At 64.6% G+C, this 25,443-nt stretch carries 26 protein-coding genes and 1 tRNA gene; 11 read left to right on the forward strand and 16 right to left on the reverse strand.

Annotated elements, in window-relative coordinates:
* The first annotated feature begins 236 nt into the window (after positions 1 to 236).
* Positions 237 to 329, forward strand: a tRNA-Ser gene (locus ACP2YP_RS22765).
* A 43-nt stretch (positions 330 to 372) separates the two neighbouring features.
* Here ACP2YP_RS22765 and ACP2YP_RS22770 read toward each other — a convergent pair.
* The 9 genes from ACP2YP_RS22770 to ACP2YP_RS22810 form a co-directional block, all read right to left on the reverse strand.
* Positions 373 to 1,557, reverse strand: a complete 1,185-nt coding sequence (locus ACP2YP_RS22770; RefSeq protein WP_426418574.1) for an IS481 family transposase — start codon at positions 1,555 to 1,557, stop codon at positions 373 to 375.
* Positions 1,558 to 2,075: 518 nt separating this feature from the next.
* Positions 2,076 to 2,342, reverse strand: coding sequence for a hypothetical protein (locus ACP2YP_RS22775; RefSeq protein WP_426418575.1), 267 nt, complete (start codon positions 2,340 to 2,342; stop codon positions 2,076 to 2,078).
* A gap of 1,580 nt (positions 2,343 to 3,922) precedes the next feature.
* Positions 3,923 to 5,401, reverse strand: coding sequence for an Asp-tRNA(Asn)/Glu-tRNA(Gln) amidotransferase subunit GatB (gatB, locus tag ACP2YP_RS22780; protein WP_426418576.1), 1,479 nt, complete (start codon positions 5,399 to 5,401; stop codon positions 3,923 to 3,925).
* A complete protein-coding gene (locus ACP2YP_RS22785; RefSeq protein ID WP_426418577.1) occupies positions 5,398 to 5,700 on the reverse strand; it encodes a hypothetical protein in 303 nt (100 codons plus the stop codon). The genes gatB and ACP2YP_RS22785 overlap by 4 nt, the downstream gene beginning before the upstream one ends.
* Positions 5,691 to 7,166, reverse strand: coding sequence for an Asp-tRNA(Asn)/Glu-tRNA(Gln) amidotransferase subunit GatA (gene gatA / locus ACP2YP_RS22790; RefSeq protein WP_426418578.1), 1,476 nt, complete (start codon positions 7,164 to 7,166; stop codon positions 5,691 to 5,693). Before gatA ends, ACP2YP_RS22785 begins: the two co-directional genes overlap by 10 nt.
* Entirely contained in the window at positions 7,163 to 7,375 is a 213-nt protein-coding gene (locus ACP2YP_RS22795; RefSeq protein ID WP_426418579.1) for a hypothetical protein, read from the reverse strand. Before ACP2YP_RS22795 ends, gatA begins: the two co-directional genes overlap by 4 nt.
* A 21-nt stretch (positions 7,376 to 7,396) precedes the next feature.
* The gene (gene gatC, locus ACP2YP_RS22800; RefSeq protein ID WP_008548395.1) at positions 7,397 to 7,684 is read right to left on the reverse strand and encodes an Asp-tRNA(Asn)/Glu-tRNA(Gln) amidotransferase subunit GatC; all 288 of its coding nucleotides are present in this window, start codon (positions 7,682 to 7,684) and stop codon (positions 7,397 to 7,399) included.
* Between the two features lie 156 nt (positions 7,685 to 7,840).
* Complete coding sequence (locus ACP2YP_RS22805) at positions 7,841 to 8,917, reverse strand: NAD(P)H-dependent flavin oxidoreductase (protein WP_426418580.1); 1,077 nt, start codon at positions 8,915 to 8,917, stop codon at positions 7,841 to 7,843.
* Between the two features lie 133 nt (positions 8,918 to 9,050).
* Entirely contained in the window at positions 9,051 to 10,073 is a 1,023-nt protein-coding gene (locus ACP2YP_RS22810; protein WP_426418581.1) for an NAD(P)H-dependent flavin oxidoreductase, read from the reverse strand.
* A 96-nt stretch (positions 10,074 to 10,169) separates the two neighbouring features.
* Between ACP2YP_RS22810 and ACP2YP_RS22815 the strand changes: the two genes are divergently transcribed.
* Positions 10,170 to 11,060 (forward strand): LysR substrate-binding domain-containing protein, encoded by an 891-nt coding sequence (locus tag ACP2YP_RS22815; RefSeq protein ID WP_426418582.1) that lies wholly within the window; start codon positions 10,170 to 10,172, stop codon positions 11,058 to 11,060.
* On the opposite strand, the gene ACP2YP_RS22820 is transcribed toward ACP2YP_RS22815, so the two are convergent.
* Positions 11,047 to 11,262: a hypothetical protein gene (locus ACP2YP_RS22820; RefSeq protein WP_426418583.1), complete on the reverse strand. Its 216-nt coding sequence runs from the start codon at positions 11,260 to 11,262 to the stop codon at positions 11,047 to 11,049. The genes ACP2YP_RS22815 and ACP2YP_RS22820 overlap by 14 nt on opposite strands.
* Positions 11,263 to 11,309: 47 nt before the next feature.
* Here ACP2YP_RS22820 and ruvX point away from each other — a divergent pair, with 47 nt between their 5' ends.
* A complete protein-coding gene (gene ruvX / locus ACP2YP_RS22825) occupies positions 11,310 to 11,801 on the forward strand; it encodes a Holliday junction resolvase RuvX (RefSeq protein WP_426418584.1) in 492 nt (163 codons plus the stop codon).
* A gap of 3 nt (positions 11,802 to 11,804) precedes the next feature.
* Positions 11,805 to 12,728 (forward strand): AEC family transporter, encoded by a 924-nt coding sequence (locus ACP2YP_RS22830; protein WP_200473794.1) that lies wholly within the window; start codon positions 11,805 to 11,807, stop codon positions 12,726 to 12,728.
* 142 nt (positions 12,729 to 12,870) lie between these two features.
* On the opposite strand, the gene ACP2YP_RS22835 is transcribed toward ACP2YP_RS22830, so the two are convergent.
* From ACP2YP_RS22835 to ACP2YP_RS22845, 3 genes are read right to left on the reverse strand one after another with little or no spacing between them, the layout of a single operon-like run.
* Entirely contained in the window at positions 12,871 to 13,635 is a 765-nt protein-coding gene (locus tag ACP2YP_RS22835; protein WP_426426235.1) for a CPBP family intramembrane glutamic endopeptidase, read from the reverse strand.
* A gap of 23 nt (positions 13,636 to 13,658) precedes the next feature.
* A complete protein-coding gene (locus ACP2YP_RS22840) occupies positions 13,659 to 15,302 on the reverse strand; it encodes an acyl-CoA dehydrogenase family protein (protein WP_426418585.1) in 1,644 nt (547 codons plus the stop codon).
* A gap of 19 nt (positions 15,303 to 15,321) precedes the next feature.
* Positions 15,322 to 16,038 carry a M15 family metallopeptidase gene (locus ACP2YP_RS22845; protein WP_426418586.1) on the reverse strand — a complete coding sequence of 239 codons (717 nt, stop codon included), beginning with the start codon at positions 16,036 to 16,038 and terminating at the stop codon, positions 15,322 to 15,324.
* A gap of 303 nt (positions 16,039 to 16,341) precedes the next feature.
* Here ACP2YP_RS22845 and ACP2YP_RS22850 point away from each other — a divergent pair, with 303 nt between their 5' ends.
* The 4 genes from ACP2YP_RS22850 (at position 16,342) to ACP2YP_RS22865 (ending at position 20,564) form a co-directional block, all read left to right on the forward strand.
* Positions 16,342 to 17,289 carry an aspartate carbamoyltransferase catalytic subunit gene (locus ACP2YP_RS22850; RefSeq protein ID WP_426418587.1) on the forward strand — a complete coding sequence of 316 codons (948 nt, stop codon included), beginning with the start codon at positions 16,342 to 16,344 and terminating at the stop codon, positions 17,287 to 17,289.
* A gap of 5 nt (positions 17,290 to 17,294) precedes the next feature.
* Positions 17,295 to 18,596: a dihydroorotase gene (locus ACP2YP_RS22855; protein ID WP_426426236.1), complete on the forward strand. Its 1,302-nt coding sequence runs from the start codon at positions 17,295 to 17,297 to the stop codon at positions 18,594 to 18,596.
* A gap of 32 nt (positions 18,597 to 18,628) precedes the next feature.
* Positions 18,629 to 19,225, forward strand: a complete 597-nt coding sequence (gene plsY / locus ACP2YP_RS22860; protein ID WP_426418588.1) for a glycerol-3-phosphate 1-O-acyltransferase PlsY — start codon at positions 18,629 to 18,631, stop codon at positions 19,223 to 19,225.
* Positions 19,226 to 19,376: 151 nt separating this feature from the next.
* A complete protein-coding gene (locus ACP2YP_RS22865) occupies positions 19,377 to 20,564 on the forward strand; it encodes a patatin-like phospholipase family protein (protein ID WP_426418589.1) in 1,188 nt (395 codons plus the stop codon).
* Here the strand turns inward: ACP2YP_RS22865 and ACP2YP_RS22870 are convergent.
* Complete coding sequence (locus ACP2YP_RS22870) at positions 20,556 to 21,800, reverse strand: amidase (protein ID WP_426418590.1); 1,245 nt, start codon at positions 21,798 to 21,800, stop codon at positions 20,556 to 20,558. The genes ACP2YP_RS22865 and ACP2YP_RS22870 overlap by 9 nt on opposite strands.
* Before the next feature lie 292 nt (positions 21,801 to 22,092).
* Here ACP2YP_RS22870 and ACP2YP_RS22875 point away from each other — a divergent pair, with 292 nt between their 5' ends.
* Positions 22,093 to 22,518, forward strand: coding sequence for a DoxX family protein (locus tag ACP2YP_RS22875; RefSeq protein ID WP_426418591.1), 426 nt, complete (start codon positions 22,093 to 22,095; stop codon positions 22,516 to 22,518).
* A 100-nt stretch (positions 22,519 to 22,618) separates the two neighbouring features.
* Positions 22,619 to 23,761, forward strand: coding sequence for a DNA-processing protein DprA (gene dprA / locus ACP2YP_RS22880; protein ID WP_426418592.1), 1,143 nt, complete (start codon positions 22,619 to 22,621; stop codon positions 23,759 to 23,761).
* Between the two features lie 217 nt (positions 23,762 to 23,978).
* Here dprA and ACP2YP_RS22885 read toward each other — a convergent pair whose 3' ends face one another.
* The gene (locus ACP2YP_RS22885) at positions 23,979 to 24,392 is read right to left on the reverse strand and encodes a winged helix-turn-helix transcriptional regulator (protein WP_426418593.1); all 414 of its coding nucleotides are present in this window, start codon (positions 24,390 to 24,392) and stop codon (positions 23,979 to 23,981) included.
* Positions 24,393 to 24,475: 83 nt separating this feature from the next.
* On the opposite strand from ACP2YP_RS22885, the gene ACP2YP_RS22890 reads away from it, so the two are divergent.
* Positions 24,476 to 25,084 carry an FMN-dependent NADH-azoreductase gene (locus tag ACP2YP_RS22890; RefSeq protein ID WP_426418594.1) on the forward strand — a complete coding sequence of 203 codons (609 nt, stop codon included), beginning with the start codon at positions 24,476 to 24,478 and terminating at the stop codon, positions 25,082 to 25,084.
* A gap of 57 nt (positions 25,085 to 25,141) precedes the next feature.
* Here ACP2YP_RS22890 and ACP2YP_RS22895 read toward each other — a convergent pair whose 3' ends face one another.
* Positions 25,142 to 25,324 carry a hypothetical protein gene (locus ACP2YP_RS22895; protein ID WP_426418595.1) on the reverse strand — a complete coding sequence of 61 codons (183 nt, stop codon included), beginning with the start codon at positions 25,322 to 25,324 and terminating at the stop codon, positions 25,142 to 25,144.
* Positions 25,325 to 25,443: the final 119 nt, after the last annotated feature.

The raw sequence follows: 25,443 nt of genomic DNA on the forward strand, positions 1-25,443 counted from the left end.
AAACACCCAACGGGATGTGTTGCGCCCGTAAGGCTCGCTGATCCCTGGCGGAACAGATGCAGTCCAGGAAGCACAGCATGCGTGGCACGGACACTCTATAAGGGCTGAAGCCGCCTGGGAGATTGAGGAATCAGGGCGGGCACCCTGAGCTGGCGGAAATCGTTGGGAATATTCGGGCGAAAACATGCGCTTCCAAATTGACCGGCCCAAGCAATTAGATGCATAAGGCTCGCACCGGAGAGGTGGCCGAGTGGCTGAAGGCAACGCTTTGCTAAAGCGTCATACGGTCTCAAGCTGTATCGAGGGTTCGAATCCCTCCCTCTCCGCCACCCAGCAGATGTCCAGCCCGCACACATGGGTAACAGGTCGTACCTAAGACATGGGTGACAACCTCGTGCCGAACGGGTTGTCGAGGGGCTGCAAGGTTTTTTGCTCCAGATCGAAGTATCCCAAATCATAGTGCATGAAGCTGACGAGCCAAATGCCGTCGTCGACCTCCTTGATGCCAAGCTTTTGTCCGGCCAGCACAGTGGAGAGATTGATCCGCTTGCGATGCAGGCAGAGGCGCCCGCAAGCGGTGACAAGAACCTCGCGATCGTGGAATGGATAGCTCAGCTCAGGCAGGCCGTCATAGCCACGGGTTGATGGTGTGTAGAGTTCAGCAGGACATTTCATGTCGAGCGCCTCGTGGGGGCGTTCGACATTGAACTCGTGAGTGAATGCATCAAAGCGGGCCTGTTGCTGCAGGCTGTTGAAGCCTGGCGGCCGGGTCGCCTCCTTCTTGAGGGTGAGGTGCATACGCTCATGGCGGCCGTTTTGCTGCGGATGGCCGGGCTTGATGCGTTCGATGGCGATGCCGAGCCTGAGCCACCACACCGAGAGCTTTGAGAGATTGAACAAGGCATTGGGGCTGGCAAACGGCACGCCATTGTCGGAGCGGATGGCCATCGGCAGGCCGCGCTCCCGGAACAGCCGTTCGAAGGCCGTGATGGCCGGCTCTTCCTGGGTGGAGTCGAGCGCCTCGCACAAGAGCAGGAGCCGTGAGGCATGGTCGGTGACGGTCAGCGGATAGCAGTAGTGACCATTGCCGAGCTTAAACTCGCCCTTGAAGTCGGCGCACCAGAGGTCATTAGGAACAGCGCCTTCCGAGAGCGGCGTGCCGCGCGCGCGGTGGCGCGGCCCGCCTGAGCGCTTGACCAGGCCATGACGGTCGAGGACCGCATGGATGGTGCTTTTGGCCGGAACCTTGATGTCGCCGTCGAGCCGCCGCACCAAAAGCTCCCGGATCTTGCGCGCACCCCAATGTGGCTTCTCGCTCTTGAGCCGGACGACCAGGGTCTCGATCTGCTGGGGCAACTGATTGGCATAGCGCACCGGCCGGCGCGACCGATCGTTCAGGGCCTCCAGGCCGTGCGCTCTGTAGCGATCAAAAATCTTGTAGCCGGTCGTACGGGAGATGCCGAAATCCCGACAGACCTCGGTCATGGCTTCCCCGTCCAACAAACGGGCCACAAAGCGCAGGCGTTCTTCCATCACCGAACTCGCTTTCCACGGCATCCACACCTCCCGCAGAACAAAAGCGGAAAGTGTAACCCATGTGTCCGGTACGTCCTGTCACCTATGTCTCGGGCCGCTCAAGAATCCAGGTCTGTTCATTTGAAAGCGATCGCGTCGCACCGACTGCGACAGCCTGGCACAAGGATTCGCGCGGCTGACCTCAGCCTGATTCGCCCGCTCCTTATATATACGTGTGCGCACGCCTAGACGCGGGATCGCCAGATCCGCCAATGCGAGGGCGAGATCAGCACCGCCTCGCCTTGCCCAGACATTGAACCAGACGCCGGCCCTGCGCCGGCACGGAAACATCAGCGGAAGAATGCCGGTCTTGTGCGGCCGTCCGAGTTCCAGATCGCAATCGTCGGACGCGATCTGAATCGGCAGCCACGGACTCCGTCCTGGGTCATTCTTGTCGGGATCGCTCATGCCGCGCGGGTCTAATCGGCGGCACGACGCGGGAACTTGATTCAGCGCAACCAGATCGCCCCGTGAAACCACGGGCCGATGCGCCTTTCAGTTCAGTGCGCGGACACCCACGCCCTCGCGTCACGCTGCGCGGCCGAGATCTCGGCCTCGGACATCTGGTCAGCCACTTCCTGGCGCAGCGCGACGGCATCCTTGCGGCCCTTCAGGGCTGCGAGGTTGAACCATTTGTGCGCGGCGACGAGGTCGACCAGGCCCGAGCGGCCGCTCGCCCAATAGATCCCACGCTCGAACAGAACGTCCGACAGCGCGCTTGCATCGATCGGCGTTGCCGCATCGAGATCGAAAGTCCCCTGAAACATAACGCATCCCCTTTTTCTTATGCCGCCTCGTTCCCCGAGCGCGGCTCCCGTCCAACTCTGATTTGCGTGATCCTTCTGGATCGCGCGCTGCTCAACTCATCCCCTGGGCTTCTTGCCCGTGCCGTTTGCCGGCTTGTTGGAGGCGATGATGGCGGGCAAATTTGAATGGCAGTTTAAGTATCGCGATGAAGCAGACGTAAACGCGAGGCCGCGCCGCACGCGCGGGCAATTCAAGAAGTCCCTGATTTGCAGGCACTTCTGCGATTCGTCAGATTCGGTTTACCTTGGGATTTTGGGACATCGATAACCATCGCGCGCGGTGGCACGTGTCCTGTGATGTCTCCCTCCCGCTGTCGTCACCCGTCTGTGCGCACTTGCGCACTGGGGCGGGTGACCCAGTATTCCAGAGGCAGCAATCGTCCCCCGGGAAGGCCGCGGCGTACTGGATCGCCCGGTCGGAGCCGGGCGATGACATCGCGAGTGGAGAAGCAGCGTGCGGTCAGCGCGCAATCACGCCGCACCCTCGCCTGCCTCAAGGCAGCACGGCCAAGGCAGCACGGACACGGCAAAGCGACAGCGCAGGACGTCTGCGTCGCGGTCAGATCAACAATGTCGGGAAGGAATGCCGGCAATACCCCGGCCTCAGGGAACGAGGGCGTCGGCGAACACGTCAGGACCAGATTCCAAATTGGCCCGAAGGCCGTCTGTGGAATTGCGGAGCCCTTATTCAAGGAGCCGCACCGAACGAAGAAAACTTGTTTCTTCTGCCGGACCGGACTTTGACGAGCGAGCCCGTGAAAGCTGACGATCCGACCGTTGACCTGATGTCTCGCCGACACCCTCTATCGTCGACCAGAACCTCTAGGAGGCGCTGATGACGTGCCGGCTGTGGGAGCCGGCAACTTCAGAAGCGAAGTTACTTCTTCTTGGCGACCTTGCGGGTCTTCTTCGCAGTCTTCTTCACTGCGCTCTTCGCCTTCTTCGCCTTCTTCGCCTTCTTTGCTTTCTTGGCCATGTTGCCCTCCGATGTGTGAGATGGCTTTAATCGCTGCGCGCATTCGGGGATCGAATGCACTCACCCCGAATACACCAACACGACGAAAAAAACATCTTCTGACTTAAGGAAGTGTTGACGGCGCAGCGTGCGTGCGCCAGCCGCGCTTGATTTGCCGACACGCAGAGACACGCGTCTGCGATTGCAAATCCTTCTCGCAGCGTCGACGTCGGCAAGAGCAGTGATTGCAAGAATACACTATGCAGCAAGTATTATTCTGCGCGCACACATCGCGCGCGATCAGTGCGACGACGCACGCTGCAAAGCGCGCACACGCGTCGCGGAGGAGAGTCGCGGACTCTGAGTCGCGAATTTTGGCAACGAAATTATTTTCATGCTTAACGGCGGAAGCGCTCGTCAGGGCGTGTGCAAGTCGCCGTTTTGCGCGAATCGCGCCACCGCGATTCGGTCGCTGCGTCGCGCTTGATCGGGATGATGTCTGCTGTCGATGACGCGAGAATGCGTCGCATCGTGAACCGGAAGCGAGGTGACGAAGCGTGTCGTCACCTCGTCCGAACGCGTGACGTCAGATGCCGAGCTTGCACTTGAGCAGTTCGTTGACCGCCTGCGGGTTCGCCTTGCCGCCGGACGACTTCATCACCTGGCCGACGAACCAGCCGAGCGACTGCGGCTTGTCCTTGACCTGCGCGGCCTTGTCGGGATTGGCCGCGATGATATCGTCGACAACCTTTTCGATCGCCGAAAGATCCGTGACCTGCTTCATGCCGCGGCTTTCGACCAGCGCACGAGGGTCGCCACCCTCCTGCCAGACGATCTCGAACAGATCCTTGGCGATCTTTCCGGAGATCGTGCCCTCGCCGATCAGGTCGATGATCGCAGCCAACTGCTCGGACGAGACAGGAGAGCCCGTAATATCCCGGCCTTCCTTGTTGAGACGGCCGAACAGCTCGTTGATCACCCAGTTCGCCGCCATCTTGCCGTCGCGGGCGCGGTTGACGAGCCTGTCGAGCACCGTTTCGTAGAACACCGCGCTCTCGCGCTCGGCGACCAGCACGCTCGCATCATAAGCCGACAGGCCGAAGTCGGCGACAAAGCGCGTCTTCTTCTGGTCCGGCAGCTCCGGGAGCTCAGCCTTCAGCTCGTCGACGAAGTTTTGCGAGAACTCCAGCGGCAGCAAATCCGGATCGGGGAAGTAGCGGTAGTCGTGCGCCTCTTCCTTCGAGCGCATCGAGCGCGTCTCGCCCTTGTTTGGGTCGTAGAGTCGCGTCTCCTGGTCGATCTGGCCGCCGTCCTCCAAAATTTCGATCTGGCGGCGCGCTTCGTACTCGATCGCCTGGCCGATGAAGGTGATCGAGTTCATGTTCTTGATCTCGCAGCGGGTGCCGAGCGGCGCGCCCGGCTTGCGCACGGAGACGTTGACGTCGGCGCGCAAGCTTCCCTTCTCCATGTCGCCGTCGCAGGTGCCGAGATAGCGCAGGATCGAGCGCAGCTTGGTCACATAGGCCTTGGCCTGCTCGGCATCGCGGATGTCGGGCTTGGAGACGATCTCCATCAGCGCCACGCCGCAGCGATTGAGGTCGACCAAGGACATGGTCGGCGACTGGTCATGCAGCAACTTGCCTGCATCCTGTTCCAGATGCAGTCGCTCGATACCGATGGTGGCCGTCTTGCCGCCGTCCAGCTCGACGACGACCTCGCCCTCGCCGACGATCGGCGACTTGTACTGGCTGATCTGATAGCCCTGCGGCGAGTCCGGATAAAAATAGTTCTTGCGGTCGAACACCGAACGCAGATTGATCTTTGCGTTGAGACCGAGCCCGGTCCGGACAGCCTGCCTGACACATTCCTCGTTGATCACAGGCAACATGCCCGGCATCGCGGCGTCCACCAGCGACACGTGGCTGTTCGGCTCGCCGCCGAACGTGGTGGAGGCGCCCGAGAACAGCTTTGAGTTCGAGGTCACCTGGGCATGGATCTCCATGCCGATGACCATCTCCCAGTCACCGGTTGAGCCCTTCAGAAGCTTGTGCGTGGCCGTGCTCATGTCTTGCTCCCGAGCAGCGTGGCAGCGATCCGCTCCCACTCCGCTTCCAATGAATCCTTTGCCGCAGGCTGGCCGGCCTGGCGATACCAATAGCCGGCATTGCCGAGATCACCTTCGACGCGATGCAGATAGGCGTGCACCCAGGCGGCGTCGCGGCTGTTGTCGTCCTGAACGATCCTGTGCGCCTGGTCCCAGTCACCCTCCGCGGCCCACCAGAGACCGGCGAGCGGCGCGCTCAGGCCAGGCGCGGGCGCCGCGCCGTCGAGGCTCGCGATGAAATCAGCGACATTCACCACCACCTCGCGGGCGTGAAGCGGCCGGCGGCCTGCTCGATCACCTCGCCGAGCGAGAACAGCGTCTCCTCCTCGAAGGGGCGACCGATCAGCTGCAGCCCGAGCGGCAGCCCCTGCGCGTCCTTGCCGGCGGGCACGGCGATGCCCGGCAGGCCCGCCATGTTCACGGTGACCGTGAAGATGTCGTTGAGATACATTTCGACGGGGTCGGCGCCGCCCTTCTCGCCGATGCCGAAGGCCGCCGACGGCGTCGCCGGTGTCAGGATCGCGTTGACGCCCTTGGCGAAGCAATCCTCAAAATCCTTCTTGATCAGTGTGCGCACCTTCTGGGCGCGCAGGTAATAGGCGTCGTAATAGCCGGCCGAGAGCACATAGGTGCCGATCATGACGCGGCGGCGCACCTCGGCGCCAAATCCTTCGGCGCGGGTGTTCTCGTACTGCTCGATGATGTTCTTGCCCTGCTCGCGCAGGCCGTAGCGGACGCCGTCATAGCGCGCGAGGTTGGAGGAGGCTTCCGCCGGCGCCACGATGTAATAGGCCGGCAGCGCATATTTCGTGTGCGGCAGCGAAACCTCGACGAGCTCGGCACCGGCGGCCTTCAGCCAGACTGCGCCCTCGCTCCAGAGTTTTTCGATCTCGGGCGGCATGCCGTCGAGACGATATTCCTTGGGGATGCCGATCTTCATGCCCTTCACGGACTTGCCGATCGCGGCTTCGTAGTCCGGCACGGGAATGTCGACCGAGGTCGTGTCCTTCGGATCATGCCCGGCCATCGAGCGCAGCAGCATCGCCGCATCGCGCGTGCTGCGCGCGATTGGTCCCGCCTGGTCGAGCGAGGACGCAAAGGCGACGATGCCCCAGCGTGAGCAGCGGCCATAGGTTGGCTTGATGCCGACGGTCGCGGTGAAGGCCGCCGGCTGGCGGATCGAGCCGCCGGTGTCGGTCGCAGTCGCGCCCATGCAGAGCAGCGCCGCCACGGCCGACGCCGAGCCACCGGACGAGCCGCCCGGCACCAGCGTGGTGTTGGAGCCGTCACGGCGCCAGGGATTGCCGACGGGACCAAAGCACGAGGTCTCGTTCGCCGAGCCCATCGCGAACTCGTCGTTGTTGAGCTTGCCGAGCATCACGGCGCCGTCGCGCCAGAGCTGCGAGGTGATGGTGGACTCATAGGTCGGCACGAAATTGCCGAGGATTTTTGAGCACGCCGTGGTGCGCACGCCCTTGGTCGCGAACAAATCCTTGATGCCGAGCGGGATTCCGGCGAGCGGGCCGGCGTCGCCCTTGGCGATCTTCTCGTCCACGGCCTTCGCCATGTCGCGCGCGCGATCCGGCGTCTCCATCACGAAGGCGTTGAGCATGCGCGCGGCTTCGATCGCGCTCAGATGCGCGTCGGTCAACTCGAGGGACGTGAAAGTCTTGGCCGCGAGACCCTTGCGGGCCTCGGCGAGCGTCAGCGATGTCAAATCGGTCATTTATTGATCGGGCTGCAGAAGAAAGGAGACAGGGTCTTGTCGTTGGCCGGGTCGTCTTTTTTGGCGGCCGCATTCGCGGCGGCATCGAGCTCGTCGAGCACGGCATTGACGGCGACATTGGGATCGGCAGCCTTGCCCTGCCGCTCCATCTTGTCGAGATAGTTCATGTAGGCCTGATAGGCCTTCTCATCGTCGCAAAGCATGCACATCGGACGGCGTCCTGAATTGAATCACTCAACAACCTTCGGCACCAGAAAGAAGTGACCTTCGGTCGCAGGCGCGTTGGCCACGATATCGTCGGCGATCTCGCCGTCATTGACCACGTCTTGCCGCTTCTTCATCTGCATCGGGGTGACCGAGGTCATCGGCTCCACGCCCTCGACATTGACCTCGGAGAGCTGCTCGACAAAGGCGAGCATGGCGTTGAGCTCGCCCTGCAGATGCGGAACCTCGTCCTCGGAAACCGCAATGCGCGCCAGATGCGCGATGCGGCGGACGGTAGCGGCGTCGACGGACATTATATAAGGCCTCTCACGGCAAAACCTATGTGCCGTATAGCAGAGGCCGGTTTTACGCCGCAACCGGCGCTAGGCGCATGATCCGGAAAAGTGTGCAGCGGTTTTCCGAAAGATCATGCGCTAACAATAACCTAAGCGCGATGATCCCATCGCGCCCTAGCCAGCCATCTGACGCAGGCGGACCAGCGCCGATTTCGCGAGATCCCGGGTCAATTCGGCCGCGGGGACCTCACGGCCGAGCGCGATGGCCTGTCCGGCCCAGAGATTGGTGAAGTCCACCCTCCCTTGCTTCTCGGCGGCAGCCTTGAGCGGCGCCAGGGCCGTTGCGGCATGGGGAAATGGCGGGGCATCGGGCGAGATCGGACCGACTTCGCGGATCAGGCGGTTCTGGACGCCCCGCGCGGGCCGCCCGGTCATGACATTGGTCATCACGGTGGAGTCGTCCCGCCCCTCCGCGAGCGCAGCCCGTCCCGCCGCCGTATGCGTGGATTCCGGGCAGCGCAAATAGGCGGTGCCGATCTGCACGCCGGATGCGCCCAGCGTGAAGGCCGCCGCAATGCCGCGCCCGTCAGCGATGCCGCCGGCTGCAATGACCGGCACCTTCACGGCATCGACGACCTGCGGCACCAGCGCGAACGTGCCCGGCTGCTCGGCGATGTTCTCGGTCAGGAACATGCCGCGATGGCCGCCTGCCTCCGCCCCCTGCGCGATGACTGCGTCGACGCCGCGCTGGTCGAGCCAGACCGCCTCCCTCACCGTCGTCGCCGAGGCGATCACGAGACAGCCAGCCGACCTGACGCGATCGAGGAGCGTTTTCTCCGGCAGGCCGAAATGGAAGCTCACGACCTCCGGCTTCAACTCTTCCACCACCGCGCAGGTCGCTGCATCGAACGGCGCCCGGTTGGCGGCGTTGACCGGCGCAGCCGGATCGAGGCCGTGCTCCCCGTAATAGCCCGCGAGGCGCTGCTTCCAACGGGCTTCGGCCACGGCCGTGAGTTCAACCGGCGTGTGGCAGAAGAAGTTCAAATTCACTGGCGCGGTCACGCGTTGGCGGATGATGTTGACCTGCTCGCGGATCTTGTCCCCCGACAGCATGGCACAAGGCAGCGAGCCGAGCGCCCCGCCCTGCGCCGCCGCGATGACAAGCTCGGCATCCATCACGCCGGCCATCGGCGCCAGCACGATCGGGAATTCGGTCTTGAAGAGATCGATCAGTCGACGGTCAGGCCACATGGTGTGTCTCTCGCTCTTGCCCTCTCCCCGTGGGAGAGGGTGGATCGCCGCGATAGCGGCGAGACGGGTGAGGGGTCGCATCCGCGGAGACAGCTCCCTCAAATTTGACGTTGCTCTCCGCGGAGAAAACCCCTCATCCGGCGCGGATTGCATCCGCACCACCTTCTCCCACAAGGGGAGAAGGGAAAGAAGAAATGGAATTGCGCCGGCCGGCAAGGAGCTGCTCGGCCTCGGTCGCAATCCGTTCGACGATCTCGGCTGCCGGTGGAATATCATGGATCAGGCCGACCGCTTCGCCCGCAAAGACGGCCGCGATCTCGAAATCGCCCGCCATTTTCGCCGCGGCATACGCCTTGGCGACTTCGTCCGCGCGCTGCATCAGCTCGATCTCACGGCCGGTCCAGCTCATGATATGGCCGTTGACCAGCGTTCGCGCGGTAAACGGGGCCGGCCAGAACAGCTTCCGCGACCAGTCGGGAATGACGCCGCGCACGGTGCCATTGCCGTCGGCTGTGCGAATGCGCTCCTTGGCCTCGGCGGCGCCATTGGCCTCGACGCTTGCATAAAAGCGCGTACCGACCAGCACGCCGGATGCACCGAGCATCATCATCGCAGCCAGACCGCGACCATCGGCGATCCCGCCGGCCGCGACGACAGGTACGCGCCCGGCCGCGAGATCGACGATCGCAGGCACGATGTCGACCGTGGTGCGCGATGCGCCGTGGCCGCCCGCCTCCGTCCCCTGCGCGATCAAAATCTCCGCGCCGGCATCGAGCGCCTGTTTCGCCATGTCCTCGCTCTGTACCTGGCAGATCAATCGCGCGCCGCCCGCCTTGATCTGCGGCGCGAACGGCGCGGGATCGCCGAACGACAGCATGACGGCCTGCGGGCGCGCATCGAGCGCGATGTCGAGAAGCTCGGGTTGTTTTGCCAGGCTCCAGGTGATGAAGCCGATGCCGAACGGTGCAAATCCTTTCAGCTCCGCGGCCTCAGCCTGAAGTCGGGCGCGGTCGCCGTAGCCACCACCGAGGATCCCGAAGCCGCCAGCCTCGCTGACGGCGCGGGTCAGCCGGCTGCCCGCGATCGTGTCCATGGGCGCCGACAGGATCGGATGCCTGATCCCGAGAAGCTCCGTCAGCGGCGTGGCGATCGGCATGGGTTCTCCCGCTCTGGACAGGAACATTAGGCGCAACTAGCATTCTCGAAAAATGAATTGTTGCGAACGCTGCCATCACAAAAGCGAAACGATGCCATGGAACTGAGTGACATCCAGACCTTTGCCGCGGTCGCCCGCACCGGCGGCATCACCCGCGCCGCCGAAGAGCTCAACACGGTGCAATCCAACGTCACCCAGCGCATCAAGGCCCTGGAGGCCGAGATCGGCACGCCGCTGTTCGAGCGCCATAGCCGCGGCATGTCGCTGACCGGCGCCGGCAAACGCCTTTTGCCTTACGCGCAACGGATGGCCGCGCTATCGCGCGAAGCCGTGCTCGCGGCGCGCGACGACGGCGAGCCGAAGGGGCCGCTTGCGATCGGCTCGATGGAGACGACGGCGGCGGTGCGGCTGCCGCCGCTGCTGGCCGATTTCCACCGCCGCTTCCCGGTCGTGCGGCTGAGCCTGCGCACGTCGCCGACCGCCGATCTCGTCGCCGGTGTGCTCGAAGGTACGCTCGATGGCGCCTTCGTCGCAGGCCCCATCGCGCACGCCGACCTCACCGTAACAAGCGCATTCCGCGAAGAGCTGGTGCTGGTCAGCGCCCGGCGTTGGATCTCGCTCGCCGAGCTGCGCGCCGGCACGCCCGAGTCAGGCCCGACTGCGCTGGTGTTTCGCACCGGTTGCACCTATCGCCAGCGGCTCGAGCAAATCTTCGTCGAATTCGGCTGGCCGTCGGCCGCGCGCTTCGAGCTCGGCACGCTCGACGGCATGATCGGCTGCGTCGCCGCCGACATGGGCGTGACGCTCTTGCCACGCGCTGTGGTCGAACGCAGCGCGATGACCGGCAGCGTGACGATGCACGCGCTGAGCCCGTCGCATGCCCGCGTCGAAACGCTGTTCATCCAGCGCCGCGCCGGTCATCAAACCAGCGCGCTTCAAGGCTTCCTGTCATGCCTGACCAAGGACGACGAAATCATCGCCGCCTGATCAACCACCGCCGCAGCGCAACGAAGGCCCAGATCGCCTCGACCAGACCGAACGGCCAGGCCCCCTGCAGGAAGCCGTAGGCCGAGCCGAGCGCGCAAGACGCGGCAAACAGCAGCACGAACCAGGGGCTGCGGTCCTCGAAGGCATAGCAGACCAGCATCGCCGTCACGGCAAACAGGCCGAATAGTGTCAGTGCATCCATCGTTCTGGGTTCACTCCGCGGCGCGACGCATGATATGCGCTAGTGCCATGCCGGCTCTTATCCTGCCCCTCGTCGATGCTGCAACCCACTGGCCCGAACGCGGCGGGTTGATCGGCCTTGACCTCGGCACCAAGACCATCGGCGTTGCCGTGTCCAATCCGGACCGCCGGCTTGCGACCGGCGTCGAGACGATCCAGCGCAAGGCGTTCAAGCAGGATGCGGCCCGGCTGCTCGCCATCGCAGCCGAACGCAAGGTCGTCGGCTTCGTGCTCGGCCTGCCCATTAACATGGACGGCAGCGAGGGACCGCGCGCTCAGTCGACCCGCGCCTTTGCGCGCAATCTGGCCAACCTGACCACGCTTCCGATCGGCCTCTGGGACGAGCGCCTCTCGACCGCAGCAGTCGAGCGCGAGCTGATCGGCATGGACGTCAGCCGCGCCAAGCGCGCCGAGGTGATCGACGAGCATGCCGCGATCTTCATCCTGCAAGGCGCGCTCGACCGGCTCGCCAATCTGCGCACGGCATCGGGGAATAGCTGATCCATGGCCGTCGTGATCGCGGCGCTGCTGCCGGTCTTCATCCTCATCGTGCTCGGCGTGGTGCTCAGGCACAGCCTGATGCGGCTCGACACGCAATGGCACGGACTGGAGCGGCTGACCTATTTCGTGCTGTTCCCGATGCTCCTGATCCAGACGCTGGTGAAGGCCGACCTCACCAAAGTGCCGGTTGCCGGCGTCGGCGGCGCGCTGTTGCTGTCGGCGCTCGCGATGTCGCTGCTCTGCCTGGCGCTCCGCCCGGCCCTGTCGCGCCTCGACATCGACGGCCCCGCCTTCACCTCGATTTTCCAGGGCGCGACGCGCTGGCAGACCTATGTGGCGCTCTCCGTCTCCGCCAATCTGTACGGCGATGTCGGGCTGGCGCTGGCCTCGGTCGCCATGGTCGCAATCATTCCGCTGGTGAATGTGTTCAGCGTCGCCGTGCTCGCGCACTACGCATCGCCCGAGAAGCAGTCCGCGCGCGCCATCGTCATGACGGTGATCCGCAATCCCCTGATCTGGGCCTGCGCCATCGGCCTCTTCATCAATGTCATTCACCTGCCGCTGCCAAAGATCTGGCACGAGGTTGCCGACGCGCTCGGCCGTTCCTCGCTCGCGATCGGCCTGCTCGTCACTGGTGCCGGCCTGCAGCTCAAGGGCCTGCTCCGTCCAAGCATGGGCGCGACGATCGGCGTGGCGTTTAAACTGGCGCTGATGCCCGTGCTCGCGCTGGCGCTCGCCGTCTGGTTTGGCCTGTCAGGTACCAACCTCGCGATCGTCGCCATCTGCGCGGCGGTGCCGACCTCGCCCAGCGCCTATGTGCTGGCCCGCCAGATGGGCGGCGATGCGCCATTGCTGGCGCAGATCATCACGCTGCAGACGATTCTGGCGGCGATCACGATGCCGATCGCCATCGCCCTGGTGGCGTAGAACTCGTCTTTGCGAGCGCACCTCTCTCACCATCGTCATTGCGAGGAGCGCTTGCGACGAAGCAATCCAGATTCCCCCCGCGGAGACAATCTGGATTGCTTCGCTGCGCTCGCAATGACGGAATGTGGGGTAGCCGCCCGCCTCAGCCCCCCAGCCACATCGTCAGCACCACCGCGGTCATGTTGTTCAGCGCATGCAGCAAGATGGTGAGCCAGAGCGAATTGGCGCGGTGGCGCATGTAGCCGAACCAGAGGCCGATGGAGAAGACCTCGGCTAGAAAGTACAGATCGTATTGCAGGTGCACGGCCGTCCACACCAGTGACGACAGGATGATGGCGCCGGGCACGCGCAGGAAGCTCGCCGACCAGCCGCGAAACAGGAAGCCGCGCGCGAGCACCTCTTCCGACATCGGCGCCGCCACGCTGAAGGCGAACAGGAGTAGCAACGCTGCGCCCTTGTCGCGGCCCGATTTGAGCAGATCGGTCATGAAGCCCGGCGTGGCCTCGCGCCCGAGGGATCGCGACACCACCTCCCAGGCCATCACGGTCACGATGAGCCCGACGGCGCCGAGTAAAAGTTGCCTCCAGCTCGGCCAGCGCAGCGCGAGGTAGTCGACGAAGGAGGCCTTCTTGATGCGGATGGCGAGCCACACCGCCGCGAGCGTCGCCGGCAGGCCCATGATGACCGACAGCGCCAGCGCCTGCGGCTCGCGGCCGACGGACTGGATCGAGTCCATGTCGAGCGGCAGCCCGCGCATCGCCACCAGCAGCAGGATCGCCCCAATCTGGCCGACGAACATCGCGACGAAGACGAGCAGGCCCCACAGCGCCGTGCCCCAGAACTTCCAGACGCGCAGTGGCGCAGGCCTAACAATCAGCGGCGGATGATCGGGATTGAGGGAATCCATCGAGAGGCTTTCGGTTGGCAGGCTCACGGCAGCGCCCGCTCCAGCAGGCCACGCACGTCGCCGCTTTCGATCTCGACCGCGCCATACATGCTGGCGTGATTGGCGGCGAGGCGCGTGGCGGCGAACAATTCAGCGTGATGGGATGAGACACCATTGAGTGCGGCTGCGGCAGCCAGCAGCGCCAGTTTCCCGACCGCGAGCCGCGCGACCCGCTCACCATCCGCGCGGCGGAAGGTTTTTCCGATGAATGCGACCGCCTCGCCCGCTCCGGGCAGATCTTTCGTCTCGGCCGCAAGCGATTGCAGCACCGCCATCGCCGCATCCGGCTCACGCGAAAGCGCGCGCAGCACGTCGAGGCACATCACGTTGCCAGAGCCTTCCCAGATCGCGTTGACCGGCGACTCCCGATAATGGCGTGCCAGAATGCCATCCTCGACATAGCCGTTGCCGCCGAGGCACTCCATCGCCTCGTAGAGGAAGCTCGGCGCACTCTTGCAGGTCCAGTATTTGATCGCGGGCGTCAAAAGCCGCATGTAGGCGGCCTCCGCCGGATCGTGGGGCGTACGGTCGAAGGCGCGGCAGAGCCGCATCACCAGCGCTGTGCTCGCTTCCACATGCAGCGCCATGTCGGACAGCACGGCCTGCATCAAGGGCTGATCAGCGAGATGCTTTTGAAATACGCTGCGGTGACGGGCGTGATGCAGCGCATGCGCGAGGCCTGAGCGCATCAGGCCGACCGACGCAATCGCGCAATCCTGCCGCGTCAGCTGCACCATCTGGATGATGGTGCGGATGCCCTTGCCCTCCTCGCCCACGGCTTCCGCGTAGGCGCCTGCGAATTCGACCTCGGAGGATGCATTGGAGCGGTTGCCAAGCTTGTCCTTCAGTCGCTGGAACTGGATGGCGTTGACCGATCCATCCGGCGCGAAGCGCGGCATGAAGAAGCAGGTCAGCCCCGCCTCGGCCTGCGCCAGAACGAGGAACGCATCGCACATCGGCGCCGACATGAACCATTTGTGGCCCGTGATGCGGTAGGAGCTGCCGTCGTGCACCGCGCGCGTCATGTTGGCGCGCACGTCGGTGCCGCCCTGCTTCTCGGTCATGCCCATGCCGAGCGTCATGCCGCGCTTGTCCCACCACGGCGCGAAGGTGGGATCATAGCTCTTCGTCGACAGCACCGGCATCACACGCGCGAGCAGGTCCGGCTGCATCGCCAGCGCCGCGACCGAGGCCCGCGTCATCGTGATCGGGCAGAGATGCCCGGTCTCGACCTGCGACGCCATGTAGAACTTTGCAGCACGAATGACTTCAGCAGCATCGCCCGCAGGCTTGCCATCTGCAGTCCAGGTCGAATTGTGCACGCCGGCATGCGCGCTGTGCGCCATCAGCTCGTGATAGGCGGGATGAAACTCGACCTGGTCGCGCCGGTTGCCCTTGGCATCGAAGCTCCGGAGTTTTGGCGTGTTCTCGTTCGCGATGCGGCCGCGATCGGCCATCGCAGCCGAACCCCAATGCTTGCCGAACTCGGAGAGCTCCCGCTCCGCCGCAGCGCCGCCATTGGCTTTCACGGCGTCGACCAGCGGCCGATCCACGGCAAACAGGTCGATGTCCTCGAATGGCGGCGACTGATTGAAGACCTCGTGGGTCGCGAACCTCGGCTGGGTCATCTGCGCTTCCTTGGCGGAATCAGTTCCGCCGCGGCTGGATCGGGAAATCATAGGCCGCCCCGCCCGCCCCCGGCAGGGAAAAATGCCACCACTCCTTCGAATAGTTCACAAAGCCTTGCTTCGCCATCGCAGTCACCAGCCGCTTGCGCCAGGCGCGTTGATCCCGTGTGATCGACGGTGCCGCGGTATGCCCTTTCGCATCCGTACAATCATAGCCGGTGCCCATGTCCACGCTGCCTTCCGGCAGCCGGGCGTCGACCGGAGCCGTGCAATCGGCATAGGATTTTGCGGAATCGATCCTGGCGGAATTGTCAGCCTTGAGATCGACCAGCGTGAGATCCAGCGCGGCACCTGTCGAATGCTGCGAGCGGCTCGCGATATAGCCGAGGCGAAACAGCTCGGTCTTGGAAATCCGCGGATTATAGCGCCGATCGGCGGCGGTCTCGTGACCGTTCTGCGACCACCTTACCATGTCGAGCGAGGCGCGCGCCGGCCGGTAGCAGTCGAACATCTTGAGCGATAAATTTTGCGCGGCCAGATCCTGCTGGACCGCCTTCAGCCGAAGCCCGACTTCGCGCTTCACCACGCATTCGCCGGCGCCGTAGCCGGCGAGCGGTCGGCCGACGAAATTGTTCGATGTGGCGTAGCGGATGTCCTGGACGATGCTGGGGTCGACGTCGCGCAAATAGACGAAGCCGCCGGGGAGTGATTGGGCCTGGGCTGCACTGATCGTCATCGCGGCCACAAGCATTGTCAGGATTGCTTTCAAAGGAAACCCCACATCGTCATGGCCGGGCATAGCCGTCCGAAGGACGGCGTCGCTCCCGCTCGCCTATGTCCCGGCCATCCACGGCCTTTTTACGTCAAATGCGAACGAAGCGCGTGGATGCCCGGGACAAGCCAGGACAAGCCCGGGCATGACGGAGCACTTGGAGACAGGTCACGCAACGCCGACGAAACCGACAGATCAGGGGATAACTGCCCGCCCCGGCATTGGCCCTTGCTCCCCCCGCCATCCGCGCCTATAGCTCTCGCTTTAATGACATCGAAATCGACCTTCGTCCTCGGCCACCGGCATTTGCTGGGCATCGAGGGCCTTTCCGCGGCCGACATCAGCGGCCTCCTCGACCTGTCCGAAGAATATGTCGAGCTCAACCGCCAGGTTGACAAGAAGCGCACCGTCCTGCGTGGACGGACGCAAGTGAACCTCTTCTTCGAGGCCTCGACCCGAACCCAATCTTCGTTCGAGCTCGCCGGGAAACGTCTGGGCGCCGACGTCATGAACATGTCGGTGTCATCCTCGTCCATCAAAAAGGGCGAGACGCTGGTCGACACCGCGATGACGCTCAACGCCATGCATCCGGATATCCTGGTGGTGCGCCATCACGCCTCCGGCGCGGTGGAACTGCTGGCCCGCAAGGTTGACGGTTCCGTGATCAATGCCGGCGACGGCGCGCATGAGCATCCTACGCAGGCGCTGCTCGACGCGCTCACCATCCGCCGCAACAAGGGCCGGATCGAGGGCCTCGTGGTCGCGATCTGCGGCGACGTGCTGCATTCGCGCGTGGCCCGCTCCAACATCATCCTGCTCAACGCCATGGGCGCCCGGGTCCGCGTCGTCGGTCCCTCGACGCTGCTGCCGACCGGCATCGAGCGGATGGGCGTCGAGGTCGCGCGCGACATGCGCGAGGGGCTCAACGGCGCGGATATCGTGATGATGTTGCGGCTGCAGCGCGAGCGCATGAACGGCTCCTTCGTGCCGTCGACCTCCGAATATTTCCACTATTTCGGGCTCGACCAGAAGAAGCTCGCTTACGCCAAGCCCGATGCGCTGGTGATGCATCCAGGCCCCATGAACCGCGGCGTCGAGATCGACACCGCGGTCGCCGACGGCGCGCAGTCCCTGATCCGCGAACAGGTGGAGATGGGCGTGGCCGTGCGCATGGCGGTGCTCGAAGCGCTCGCCCGTAACCTGCCGAACGCGTGATGCTCATGCTGATTGACCGCCGCCCCATCCTGCTCGCCAACGCCCGCGTCGTCGATCCCAGCAGGGATTTCGACGGCCCCGGCGACGTCCTGATTGCCGACGGCATCATCCGCGAGACCCGTCGCGGCATCGGCGCGGCCGGCGTCCCCGAGGGCACCGACGTCGTCAATTGCTCCGGCAAGATCGTGGCGCCCGGCCTGATCGACATGCGCGCCTTCGTCGGCGAGCCCGGCTTCAGCCATCGCGAGACCTTTGCCTCCGCGAGCCAGGCGGCCGCCACCGGGGGCATCACCACCATCATCTGCCAGCCCGACACCTCTCCGGTGATCGACAATTCGGCCACCGTCGATTTCGTGATGCGCCGTGCGCGCGACACCGCGATCGTCAATATCCAGCCGATGGCGGCGCTCACCAAGGGCATGCGCGGCGAGGAGATGACCGAGTTCGGCCTGCTCAAGGCCGCCGGTGCCGTTGCCTTCAGCGATGGCGACCGCAGCGTGACCAATGCGCAGGTGATGCGCCGCGCGCTGACCTACGCCCGCGATTTCGACGCGCTGATCGTGCATCACACCGAGGACCCCGATCTCGTTGGCGAAGGCGTGATGAACGAGGGCGAGTTCGCCTCGCGGCTCGGCCTGATGGGCATCCCGAAGGCCGCCGAGGCCGTGATGCTCGAACGCGACATGCGCCTGGTCGCGCTGACCGGCGGCCGCTATCACGCCGCTTCGCTGTCCTGCATCGAGTCGCTCGAGATCTTGAAGCGCGCCCGCGACGCAGGGCTTGCCGTCAGCGCCTCGGTCTCGATCAATCATCTCGCGCTGAACGAGAACGACATCGGCCCCTATCGGTCCTTCCTGAAGCTGTCGCCGCCACTGCGCACCGAGGACGATCGCCGCGCGCTGGTGGAGGCGGTGGCCTCCGGCCTCGTCGACGTCATCATGTCCGATCACAATCCGCACGACGTCGAGATGAAGCGCCTGCCGTTTGCGGAAGCGGCTCCGGGCGCGATCGGTCTGGAGACCATGCTGCCGGCGGGCCTGCGGCTGGTCCACAATGACGAGCTCGACCTCAAGACGCTGATCCGGGCGATGTCGACGCGGCCGGCCGAGTTGCTCGGCTTGCCCGGCGGAACCTTGCGCGTGGGTAGCCCGGCCGACGTCATCGTGATCGACCCCGATGTTCCCTGGGTAGTCGATCCCGCCGACCTCAAATCGCCCTGCAAGAACACCCCGTTCGACGAAGCCCGCTTTACAGGTCGCGCTATCAGGACCATCGTCGGCGGACGAACAGTGTACGAGCATGTCTAATGGGCGCTGGCTATGTCAGCCATGGAGACACAATGGGGCTTGATGCATTCCTGCCGGTGGCCTTCGTCATTGGCTACCTGCTCGGCTCGATTCCGTTCGGGCTGGTGCTGACCAGGCTTGCCGGCACGCAGGATATCCGCTCGATCGGTTCCGGCAGCATCGGCGCCACCAACGTGCTGCGCACGGGGCGCAAGAGCCTCGCCGCAGGCACCCTCCTGCTCGACGCGCTCAAGGGGACCGCAGCCGTGCTGATCGCCGGCTACATTGCAGGCCCCAATGCCGCGATGGTCGCCGGGCTCGGCGCCTTCCTCGGTCATCTCTTCCCGGTTTGGCTCAACTTCAGGGGCGGCAAGGGTGTCGCCGTTTATATCGGCATCCTGCTCGGACTGTTCTGGCCGGCCGCGGTGGTGTTCTGCCTGCTCTGGCTGGCGACCGCCTTCACCACCCGCTACTCCTCGCTCTCGGCGCTGGTGGCGTCGTTCATCACGCCGCTATTCCTGTGGTGGTTCGGCCACCTTGCATTGTCTGCGCTGGCCGTGGTGCTGACGCTGCTGCTGTTCTATGCGCATCGCGAAAACATCAAGCGGTTGCAAGCGGGCAAGGAAAGCCGGATCGGCGAGAAAGCGTAGGGCCGGAAAAAGTACGGATACCGCCGCAGGGTCTCCGCATTATCTGCCAATTCCTGTTCGCAACTCAGAGTCGACTCACGGCAGGGTGTGGCGAACGGGTTCCATGCCTGTCATCCTGAACAGTGGACATGGCGTTACGCGGTAGCTCAGAATGAGCGAGAAGATTGACGGCACGCATGATGAACGCGGCTTGCAGGGCACTGCGGCAAGCCGGCTGCTCTTGTCGACCAACATCTGGTCCGATGCGCCCTCGCCGCCGCCTGTGCCGATGCCTGTTCCCGTTCCCCCGCCAGTTCCTCCACCTGCTCCCGTAGTACAAGCTCCTGCAGCGGTCGAAGTCGTAACCACTTCTGCGCCCGCGCAGGCGCGCACCAACTCAAGGCCGCCGCGAAAGCTGTCGCTGGCGCTCCAGGGCGGCGGGACTTTTGCCGCCTTCACCTGGGGCGTGCTGGAACGGCTACTGGAAGAGCCGTTCATCGAATTCGACACGATCAGCGGCGCCAGCGCCGGCGCCATCAACGCGCTGCTCCTGGCCTGCGGCCTCGCCGAAGGCGGCCGCGAAGGCGCGCGCAGCCGGCTGAACCGGTTCTGGCTCCGGCTGATGCACGAGGCCTCGTTCCGCTCACTGATGCTGATCGGCGGCTTCTCGCCGGCAGGAAGCTCCGTCGCGTTCGGGCCGACGCTGCGCTCCGGCCAGTTCGATCCGTTCGATCTCGATCCGCTGCGCCTGGCGCTGTCACGCGACATCAATTTTGCGGGCTTACGCGATGCCAAATGCCCAAAGCTTTTGATCGCGGCGACGCGGATCCGCGACGGTCAGCAGCAGATTTTTGGCAATGACGCGATCACTGCCGACGTCGCGCTGGCCTCGACCTGCCCGCCCCTGGTTCATTGCGCCGTCGAGATCGACGGCGAAGCCTATTGGGACGGCGGCCTTGGCGGCAATCCGCCGCTCATAAAACTGGCGCAGCAATCGGCAACCGCCGACCTGCTGCTGATCCAGGTCACGCCCACGCGCGACAGCTACGTGCCGATCACGCTCGCCGCGATCGACCGCCGCCTCGACCAGATCGCCGCCAATGCCGTCCTCAACGCCGAGATCGCGGCGATCGAATGGGCGCAATCCCATGCAGCGCCTGCGCTGCGGCTCTCCAAAATCGCCGCGGAAGACTCGATTGAGGGTCTGGCACAGCGCTCATCCGCCGATCTCGGTCGCGGCTTCATTCGCGCGCTGCACCGAAGCGGCCGCGAGGCCGCCGAGCGCTGGCTCGGGCAAGGCGCGAAGGCCGCCATCTCGCAGCCGGCGCGCATTGTCTCCGCCGAACCCGCGCTAGCCTGATTTCGCCAGCGCATTCTCCAAAAACCACGCCGCCGCCAACGCGCCGGGATCATTGCCGAAGCGCGCGATCACCTGTACGCCGATCGGCAGGCCACCGACCTTCATTACCGGCACGTTGACGCAAGGATTGCCCATCAGCGTCCACAGCCGGTTGTAGCGCGGCGAGCCGGTCGAGGAGAGCTCCTTGGCCGGCGCGGTACCCGGCGCCGAATAGGTGAGCAGCACGTCGAAACCTTCGAACAATTCGCCAAGCTCGCGGCGGCCGCGGCGGGCAATCCGGCGAGCGTCGTCATATTCCTTCGGCGTCAGTCCGACGGTCTCATCGAGGCTGGCGCGCAGCAGCGGCGCGATCTCGTCGTGGCGCACATCAAACTCCCAGGCCAGCGCGCGATGTGCCTCGAAATCCTGGATGATCGGATGGATGCGCCAGGCCTCCTGCACCGCCTCGGGCAGATCGATGGTCTTCACGCTGGCGCCGGCCTTTTCGACCGCCTTGATGGCAGCCTGCAAGCCCTCTTCCGCCGCCGGCTCGACAGCCTCGGCAAACTCCTGCCTGACCACACCGATGCGCGGCGACTTCGCCGCGACAATGTCGGTGAATTCGGTGCGGCCGGTCATCGCCAACAGGCCGCGCGCGAGATCCTCCGCGCGCGATCCGAACAGGCCGACCGTGTCGAGCGCCCACGAATAGCATTTCACGCCCACCGTCGGCAGCATCCGGAACGACGGTTTTATAGCGGCAGCGCCGCAATAGGCGGCCGGCCGGATCACCGAGCCGCCGGTCTGGGTGCCCAGCGCCAGCGGGATCATACCGGCGCCGACCGCCGCCGCCGAGCCCGACGACGAGCCGCCCGGCGTATGGCCAGGATTGTGCGGATTGAGCGTCGGTGTCGGATCGCGCGAGGCGAACGCCGTGGTCGTGGTCTTGCCGATGATGGTGGCACCTGCCCGCTTCAACATCATCACCACAGGCGCGTCCGAGCGCGGCTGCCAGCCCCGATAGATCTCCGAGCCCATCTCGGTCGGCATATTGGCGGTGTCGATGATGTCCTTGATGCCGACCGCGATGCCGCGCAGCGGCCCGGAGGCCTGCGCCTTCGCGGATTTGTCGTGACGGACGAAGGCGCGGACGTCCTTCTCCTTGGCCTCGATCGCCGCGTGCGACTGGGCGATGGCGTCATCGGGCGAAAGCTCGCCCGCTTCGATGCGGCGCTGGAGGTCGGCAAGTGAGATCATGGCAAAATCCTTCTTATTGGGATCGCTTTTAGCATCGCGACGAGGTCGCGCAAGCGCACCTGGACACGATCAATCCAGCCTTAAAGTTGAACGTGGAGTTGAGCGAGACCGAACCGATCGAGCCTGACCGTTAGGCTCAAAAATAGAAACAATGATTTTCAATCATTTCTATTTCGATCGCAATTCGATCGGGCCAGTTTGAGACCACAACAAAGGCCCCACGGCGCGCAGTTTCCACCAGGCAACAAACGTCACTGCCGTCGAACCTCAACCAAGCACAGGAGCGACTACCATGGATACGTCCCGTTATGCTTCCCTCGTTGGCCGGCTGCTGATCGGCCTCCCGTTCGCAATGAGCGGCTTCGGCAAGCTCGCCGCCTATGGTGCGACGACTGCTTACATCGCCTCGGCCGGATTGCCGGTGCCGCCGTTGGCCTATGTGATCGCAGTTCTTGTCGAGCTCGGCGGCGGTCTGCTGCTGATCGCCGGCTATCAGGCCCGCTCCGTCGCGCTGGCGATGGCGATATTCTCGCTGGCAGCGGCAGTCTCGTTCCACAACAACTTTGCCGACCAGAATCAGATGATCCATTTCCTCAAAAACGTGATGATGGCGGGCGGCCTGCTTCAGATCTTCGCCTTCGGCGCCGGTGCGATCAGCCTTGACGCTCGCCTCTCGCGGGGCGGCGTCGCAGTCGCTCAGGCAGCGCACGCGCGTTGAACGGACGAGGGAAGACCCGCCGACCACGGCGGGTCTTCCGGTCGTGTTTTGAAGCGTGATCAAGCGCACGACCCTGTTGCCCACGCCCCCAGGTTGTTCCATGCTGCGCCCACAAGGAGCCGCCGTGGACGCCATCAATCCGAGCGTGGAGCTGACCGAGCCTGATAGGATCGACCGCTTGCGGCTGATCCGCTCCGACAATGTCGGGCCGCGCACTTTTCGATCGCTGGTCGATCACTTTGGCACCGCGCGGGCCGCGCTGGAGCGGCTGCCGGATCTGGCGCGCCGCGGCGGCGCGTCGCGATCGGGGCGCATCTGTGGTGTGGATGAAGCGACGGCCGAGCTCGCCGCAAGCCGCACGTTCGGCATCGCCTGGCTCGCGCCCGGCGAGGACGGCTATCCGTCACGGCTCGCGACGCTCGACGATGCGCCGCCGCTGCTCGCCGTGCGCGGCGACAACGCGACCTTGATGCGTCCGATGATCGCGATCGTCGGCTCGCGCAATGCCTCCGGCGCAGGCTTGAAATTCGCCGGCCAGCTCGCGCGCGAGCTTGGCGAAGCCGGCTTCATCATCATCTCGGGGCTCGCACGCGGCGTCGACCAGGCCGCGCATCGCGCCAGCGTCGCGAGCGGCACCATCGCAGTGCTCGCCGGCGGACATGACTGCATCTATCCGCCCGAACATGGCGATCTGCTCACCGCGATCCTCGATCACGCGGGCGCGGCGATCTCCGAGATGCCGCTTGGCCATGAGCCGCGCGCCCGCGACTTTCCCCGCCGCAACCGGCTGATCTCGGGCGCCGCGCTCGGCGTGGTCGTGGTGGAGGCCGCGCACCGCTCGGGTTCGCTAATCACCGCGCGCATGGCGGCTGAACAGGGCCGCGAGGTGTTCGCGGTGCCCGGCTCGCCGCTCGATCCGCGCGCCGCCGGCACCAATGATCTGCTCAAGCAAGGCGCAACCCTCGTCACCGAAGCCGCCGACATCCTCAACGCCGTCGCACCGATCATGGAGCGGCCACTGATGCATCCCGCAGGCGAACCCGACCGCGAGCCGTTCGAGAACGATCCGCAAGGGCACGACCGCGACCAGATCACAGGCCTGCTTGGCCCTGCCCCCATCTCGATCGACGACCTCGTGCGGATGTCCGGCGCCTCGCCCGCAATCGTGCGAACAGTGCTGCTGGAGCTCGAGCTCGCCGGCCGGCTCGAGCGCCACGGCGGCGGACTGGTGTCGTTGCTGTAGAACGAGATGAGTTTTTAGCTGAGTAGATGCGCGCCCGGAGCTCGGATCACCTCTCCCGTAGGGAGAGGTCGGAGCGCATCGAAGATGCGATCCGGGTGAGGGGTTCTGGCCTCACTGAACGCTGCGGCCCCTCACCCGGATTGCTTCGCAATCCGACCTCTCCCCGTTGGGGAGAGGTGGACCACTGACACCCGACCGAACCCAATGACGTCACGGATTAGCGATCGTTATTCCGCGCGTCGAAGCGCGTGCGCGCCGCCGCGATCTGCTCCTGGTGCGTGATCGCCCACTCGCCGAGTGCCTTCACGGGATCCTGCAACCCACGGCCGAGATCGGTCAGCTCGTAATCCACGCGCGGTGGAATGGTCGGGAAGATCGTGCGCGTGACGAGGCCGTCGCGCTCGAGCCCGCGCAAGGTCAGGGTCAGCATCCGCTGCGAGACGCCATTGATCATGCGCTTCAACTCATTGAAGCGCTTGGGTCCGTCGCTCAGCATCATGATCACGAACACGCTCCATTTGTCGCCGACGCGCGACAGGATCGAGGCCACGCCGCGGCAGTCGGCATGGTCGGGGTCCAGCACCTGCGGTGCAGGCAAATCGGTGTGTGCAGGTCTCAAGGATGTGCCCATGGCTCAAAAAAGTGCGTTCTTGCGGGGAATTTGACAGTCACTCATGTAGTGCGGGTTACAAATCTATACCATGGGTGACCCAAATGAAACTCCTCCACATCGACTCCAGCGTGCTCGGCCCCCACTCCGTCTCCAGGCAGGTTTCCGCCGCCGTCGTCGACCGGCTGCGGCAGGCCACACCCGCGCTGGACATCGTCTATCGCGACCTGACCCAGACCCCGCTCGCCCATCTCTCCGGCTCGCATCTTGCGGCAGCCCAGGGCGCGCCTGCGCCGGCGGAACTCGCCCCCGATCTCGCGGCAAGCGCGACGGTGCTGAACGAGTTCCTCGATGCCGACATCGTCGTGATCGGCGCGCCGATGTACAATTTCACGATTCCAAGCCAGCTCAAGGCCTGGATCGACCGTATCCTCGTGGCGGGGAAGACGTTCAAATACGACGCGAACGGCCCGCAGGGTCTTGCCGGCAACAAGCGCGTGATCGTGGCGATCTCGCGCGGCGGCTATTACGGCGCCGATACGCCTGCCGCGCTCGGCGAACATCTCGAAACCTATCTGCGCTGGGTGTTCGGCTTCATCGGCATCGCCAATCCCGAGTTCATCTTCGCCGACGGCATCCAGGTCGGGCCGGATCATCGCGAGAAAGCGCTGGCCGGCGCGCTTCAGGCCGCCACCAGCTTGCGTGCGGCGTAGGGCGCAAGCCGAAACAGCCGCTGCCGAACTCCGGCGGCGGCTGACAGATCGACCAAACTAAAACCAGGTGCCCTGAACACCCAGGATGACGGCGACGAGCGAAATGAACAGCCCGATGCCGGAGAAAAGAGCCACCCCGATGAGTTCGGAGGTGTCGGAGCGTTTGGCGGGAATAGCGGAACGTTCGGTGTAAATACGCGGTTCTGAAATCGGCGAAAGAATACGAGCTGCCTTTGGCATCACGGGCTCCTTTAAAAATGAGTCTTATGACCCCCTGCCCGTAAAAGTGTCTTTGCAGCGCAAGCGAAGGTTCAACGCTTCACGCAAAGGTTCAGAAAATACGCCTCGCAAGACGAGGG

It is taken from the genome of Bradyrhizobium genosp. A, from assembly GCF_049949275.1.
Lineage (GTDB): Bacteria > Pseudomonadota > Alphaproteobacteria > Rhizobiales > Xanthobacteraceae > Bradyrhizobium.

What these genes read in the sequence shown, in the direction of transcription:
- ACP2YP_RS22895 (WP_426418595.1), bottom strand. Translation starts at nt 25,324, where the DNA reads ATGCCAAAGGCAGCTCGTATTCTTTCGCCGATTTCAGAACCGCGTATT.
- ACP2YP_RS22840 (WP_426418585.1), bottom strand. Translation starts at nt 15,302, where the DNA reads ATGACCCAGCCGAGGTTCGCGACCCACGAGGTCTTCAATCAGTCGCCG.
- gatC (WP_008548395.1), bottom strand. Translation starts at nt 7,684, where the DNA reads ATGTCCGTCGACGCCGCTACCGTCCGCCGCATCGCGCATCTGGCGCGC.
- gatB (WP_426418576.1), bottom strand. Translation starts at nt 5,401, where the DNA reads ATGAGCACGGCCACGCACAAGCTTCTGAAGGGCTCAACCGGTGACTGG.
- ACP2YP_RS22855 (WP_426426236.1), top strand. Translation starts at nt 17,295, where the DNA reads ATGCTGATTGACCGCCGCCCCATCCTGCTCGCCAACGCCCGCGTCGTC.
- ACP2YP_RS22835 (WP_426426235.1), bottom strand. Translation starts at nt 13,635, where the DNA reads ATGGATTCCCTCAATCCCGATCATCCGCCGCTGATTGTTAGGCCTGCG.
- ACP2YP_RS22775 (WP_426418575.1), bottom strand. Translation starts at nt 2,342, where the DNA reads ATGTTTCAGGGGACTTTCGATCTCGATGCGGCAACGCCGATCGATGCA.
- ACP2YP_RS22805 (WP_426418580.1), bottom strand. Translation starts at nt 8,917, where the DNA reads ATGTGGCCTGACCGTCGACTGATCGATCTCTTCAAGACCGAATTCCCG.
- ruvX (WP_426418584.1), top strand. Translation starts at nt 11,310, where the DNA reads ATGCCGGCTCTTATCCTGCCCCTCGTCGATGCTGCAACCCACTGGCCC.
- ACP2YP_RS22875 (WP_426418591.1), top strand. Translation starts at nt 22,093, where the DNA reads ATGGATACGTCCCGTTATGCTTCCCTCGTTGGCCGGCTGCTGATCGGC.
- ACP2YP_RS22820 (WP_426418583.1), bottom strand. Translation starts at nt 11,262, where the DNA reads ATGGATGCACTGACACTATTCGGCCTGTTTGCCGTGACGGCGATGCTG.
- ACP2YP_RS22770 (WP_426418574.1), bottom strand. Translation starts at nt 1,557, where the DNA reads ATGCCGTGGAAAGCGAGTTCGGTGATGGAAGAACGCCTGCGCTTTGTG.
- ACP2YP_RS22830 (WP_200473794.1), top strand. Translation starts at nt 11,805, where the DNA reads ATGGCCGTCGTGATCGCGGCGCTGCTGCCGGTCTTCATCCTCATCGTG.
- ACP2YP_RS22890 (WP_426418594.1), top strand. Translation starts at nt 24,476, where the DNA reads ATGAAACTCCTCCACATCGACTCCAGCGTGCTCGGCCCCCACTCCGTC.
- ACP2YP_RS22865 (WP_426418589.1), top strand. Translation starts at nt 19,377, where the DNA reads ATGAGCGAGAAGATTGACGGCACGCATGATGAACGCGGCTTGCAGGGC.
- ACP2YP_RS22810 (WP_426418581.1), bottom strand. Translation starts at nt 10,073, where the DNA reads ATGCCGATCGCCACGCCGCTGACGGAGCTTCTCGGGATCAGGCATCCG.
- ACP2YP_RS22795 (WP_426418579.1), bottom strand. Translation starts at nt 7,375, where the DNA reads ATGTGCATGCTTTGCGACGATGAGAAGGCCTATCAGGCCTACATGAAC.
- ACP2YP_RS22870 (WP_426418590.1), bottom strand. Translation starts at nt 21,800, where the DNA reads ATGATCTCACTTGCCGACCTCCAGCGCCGCATCGAAGCGGGCGAGCTT.
- ACP2YP_RS22845 (WP_426418586.1), bottom strand. Translation starts at nt 16,038, where the DNA reads ATGACGATCAGTGCAGCCCAGGCCCAATCACTCCCCGGCGGCTTCGTC.
- ACP2YP_RS22885 (WP_426418593.1), bottom strand. Translation starts at nt 24,392, where the DNA reads ATGGGCACATCCTTGAGACCTGCACACACCGATTTGCCTGCACCGCAG.
- ACP2YP_RS22815 (WP_426418582.1), top strand. Translation starts at nt 10,170, where the DNA reads ATGGAACTGAGTGACATCCAGACCTTTGCCGCGGTCGCCCGCACCGGC.
- ACP2YP_RS22850 (WP_426418587.1), top strand. Translation starts at nt 16,342, where the DNA reads ATGACATCGAAATCGACCTTCGTCCTCGGCCACCGGCATTTGCTGGGC.
- gatA (WP_426418578.1), bottom strand. Translation starts at nt 7,166, where the DNA reads ATGACCGATTTGACATCGCTGACGCTCGCCGAGGCCCGCAAGGGTCTC.
- plsY (WP_426418588.1), top strand. Translation starts at nt 18,629, where the DNA reads ATGGGGCTTGATGCATTCCTGCCGGTGGCCTTCGTCATTGGCTACCTG.
- dprA (WP_426418592.1), top strand. Translation starts at nt 22,619, where the DNA reads ATGCTGCGCCCACAAGGAGCCGCCGTGGACGCCATCAATCCGAGCGTG.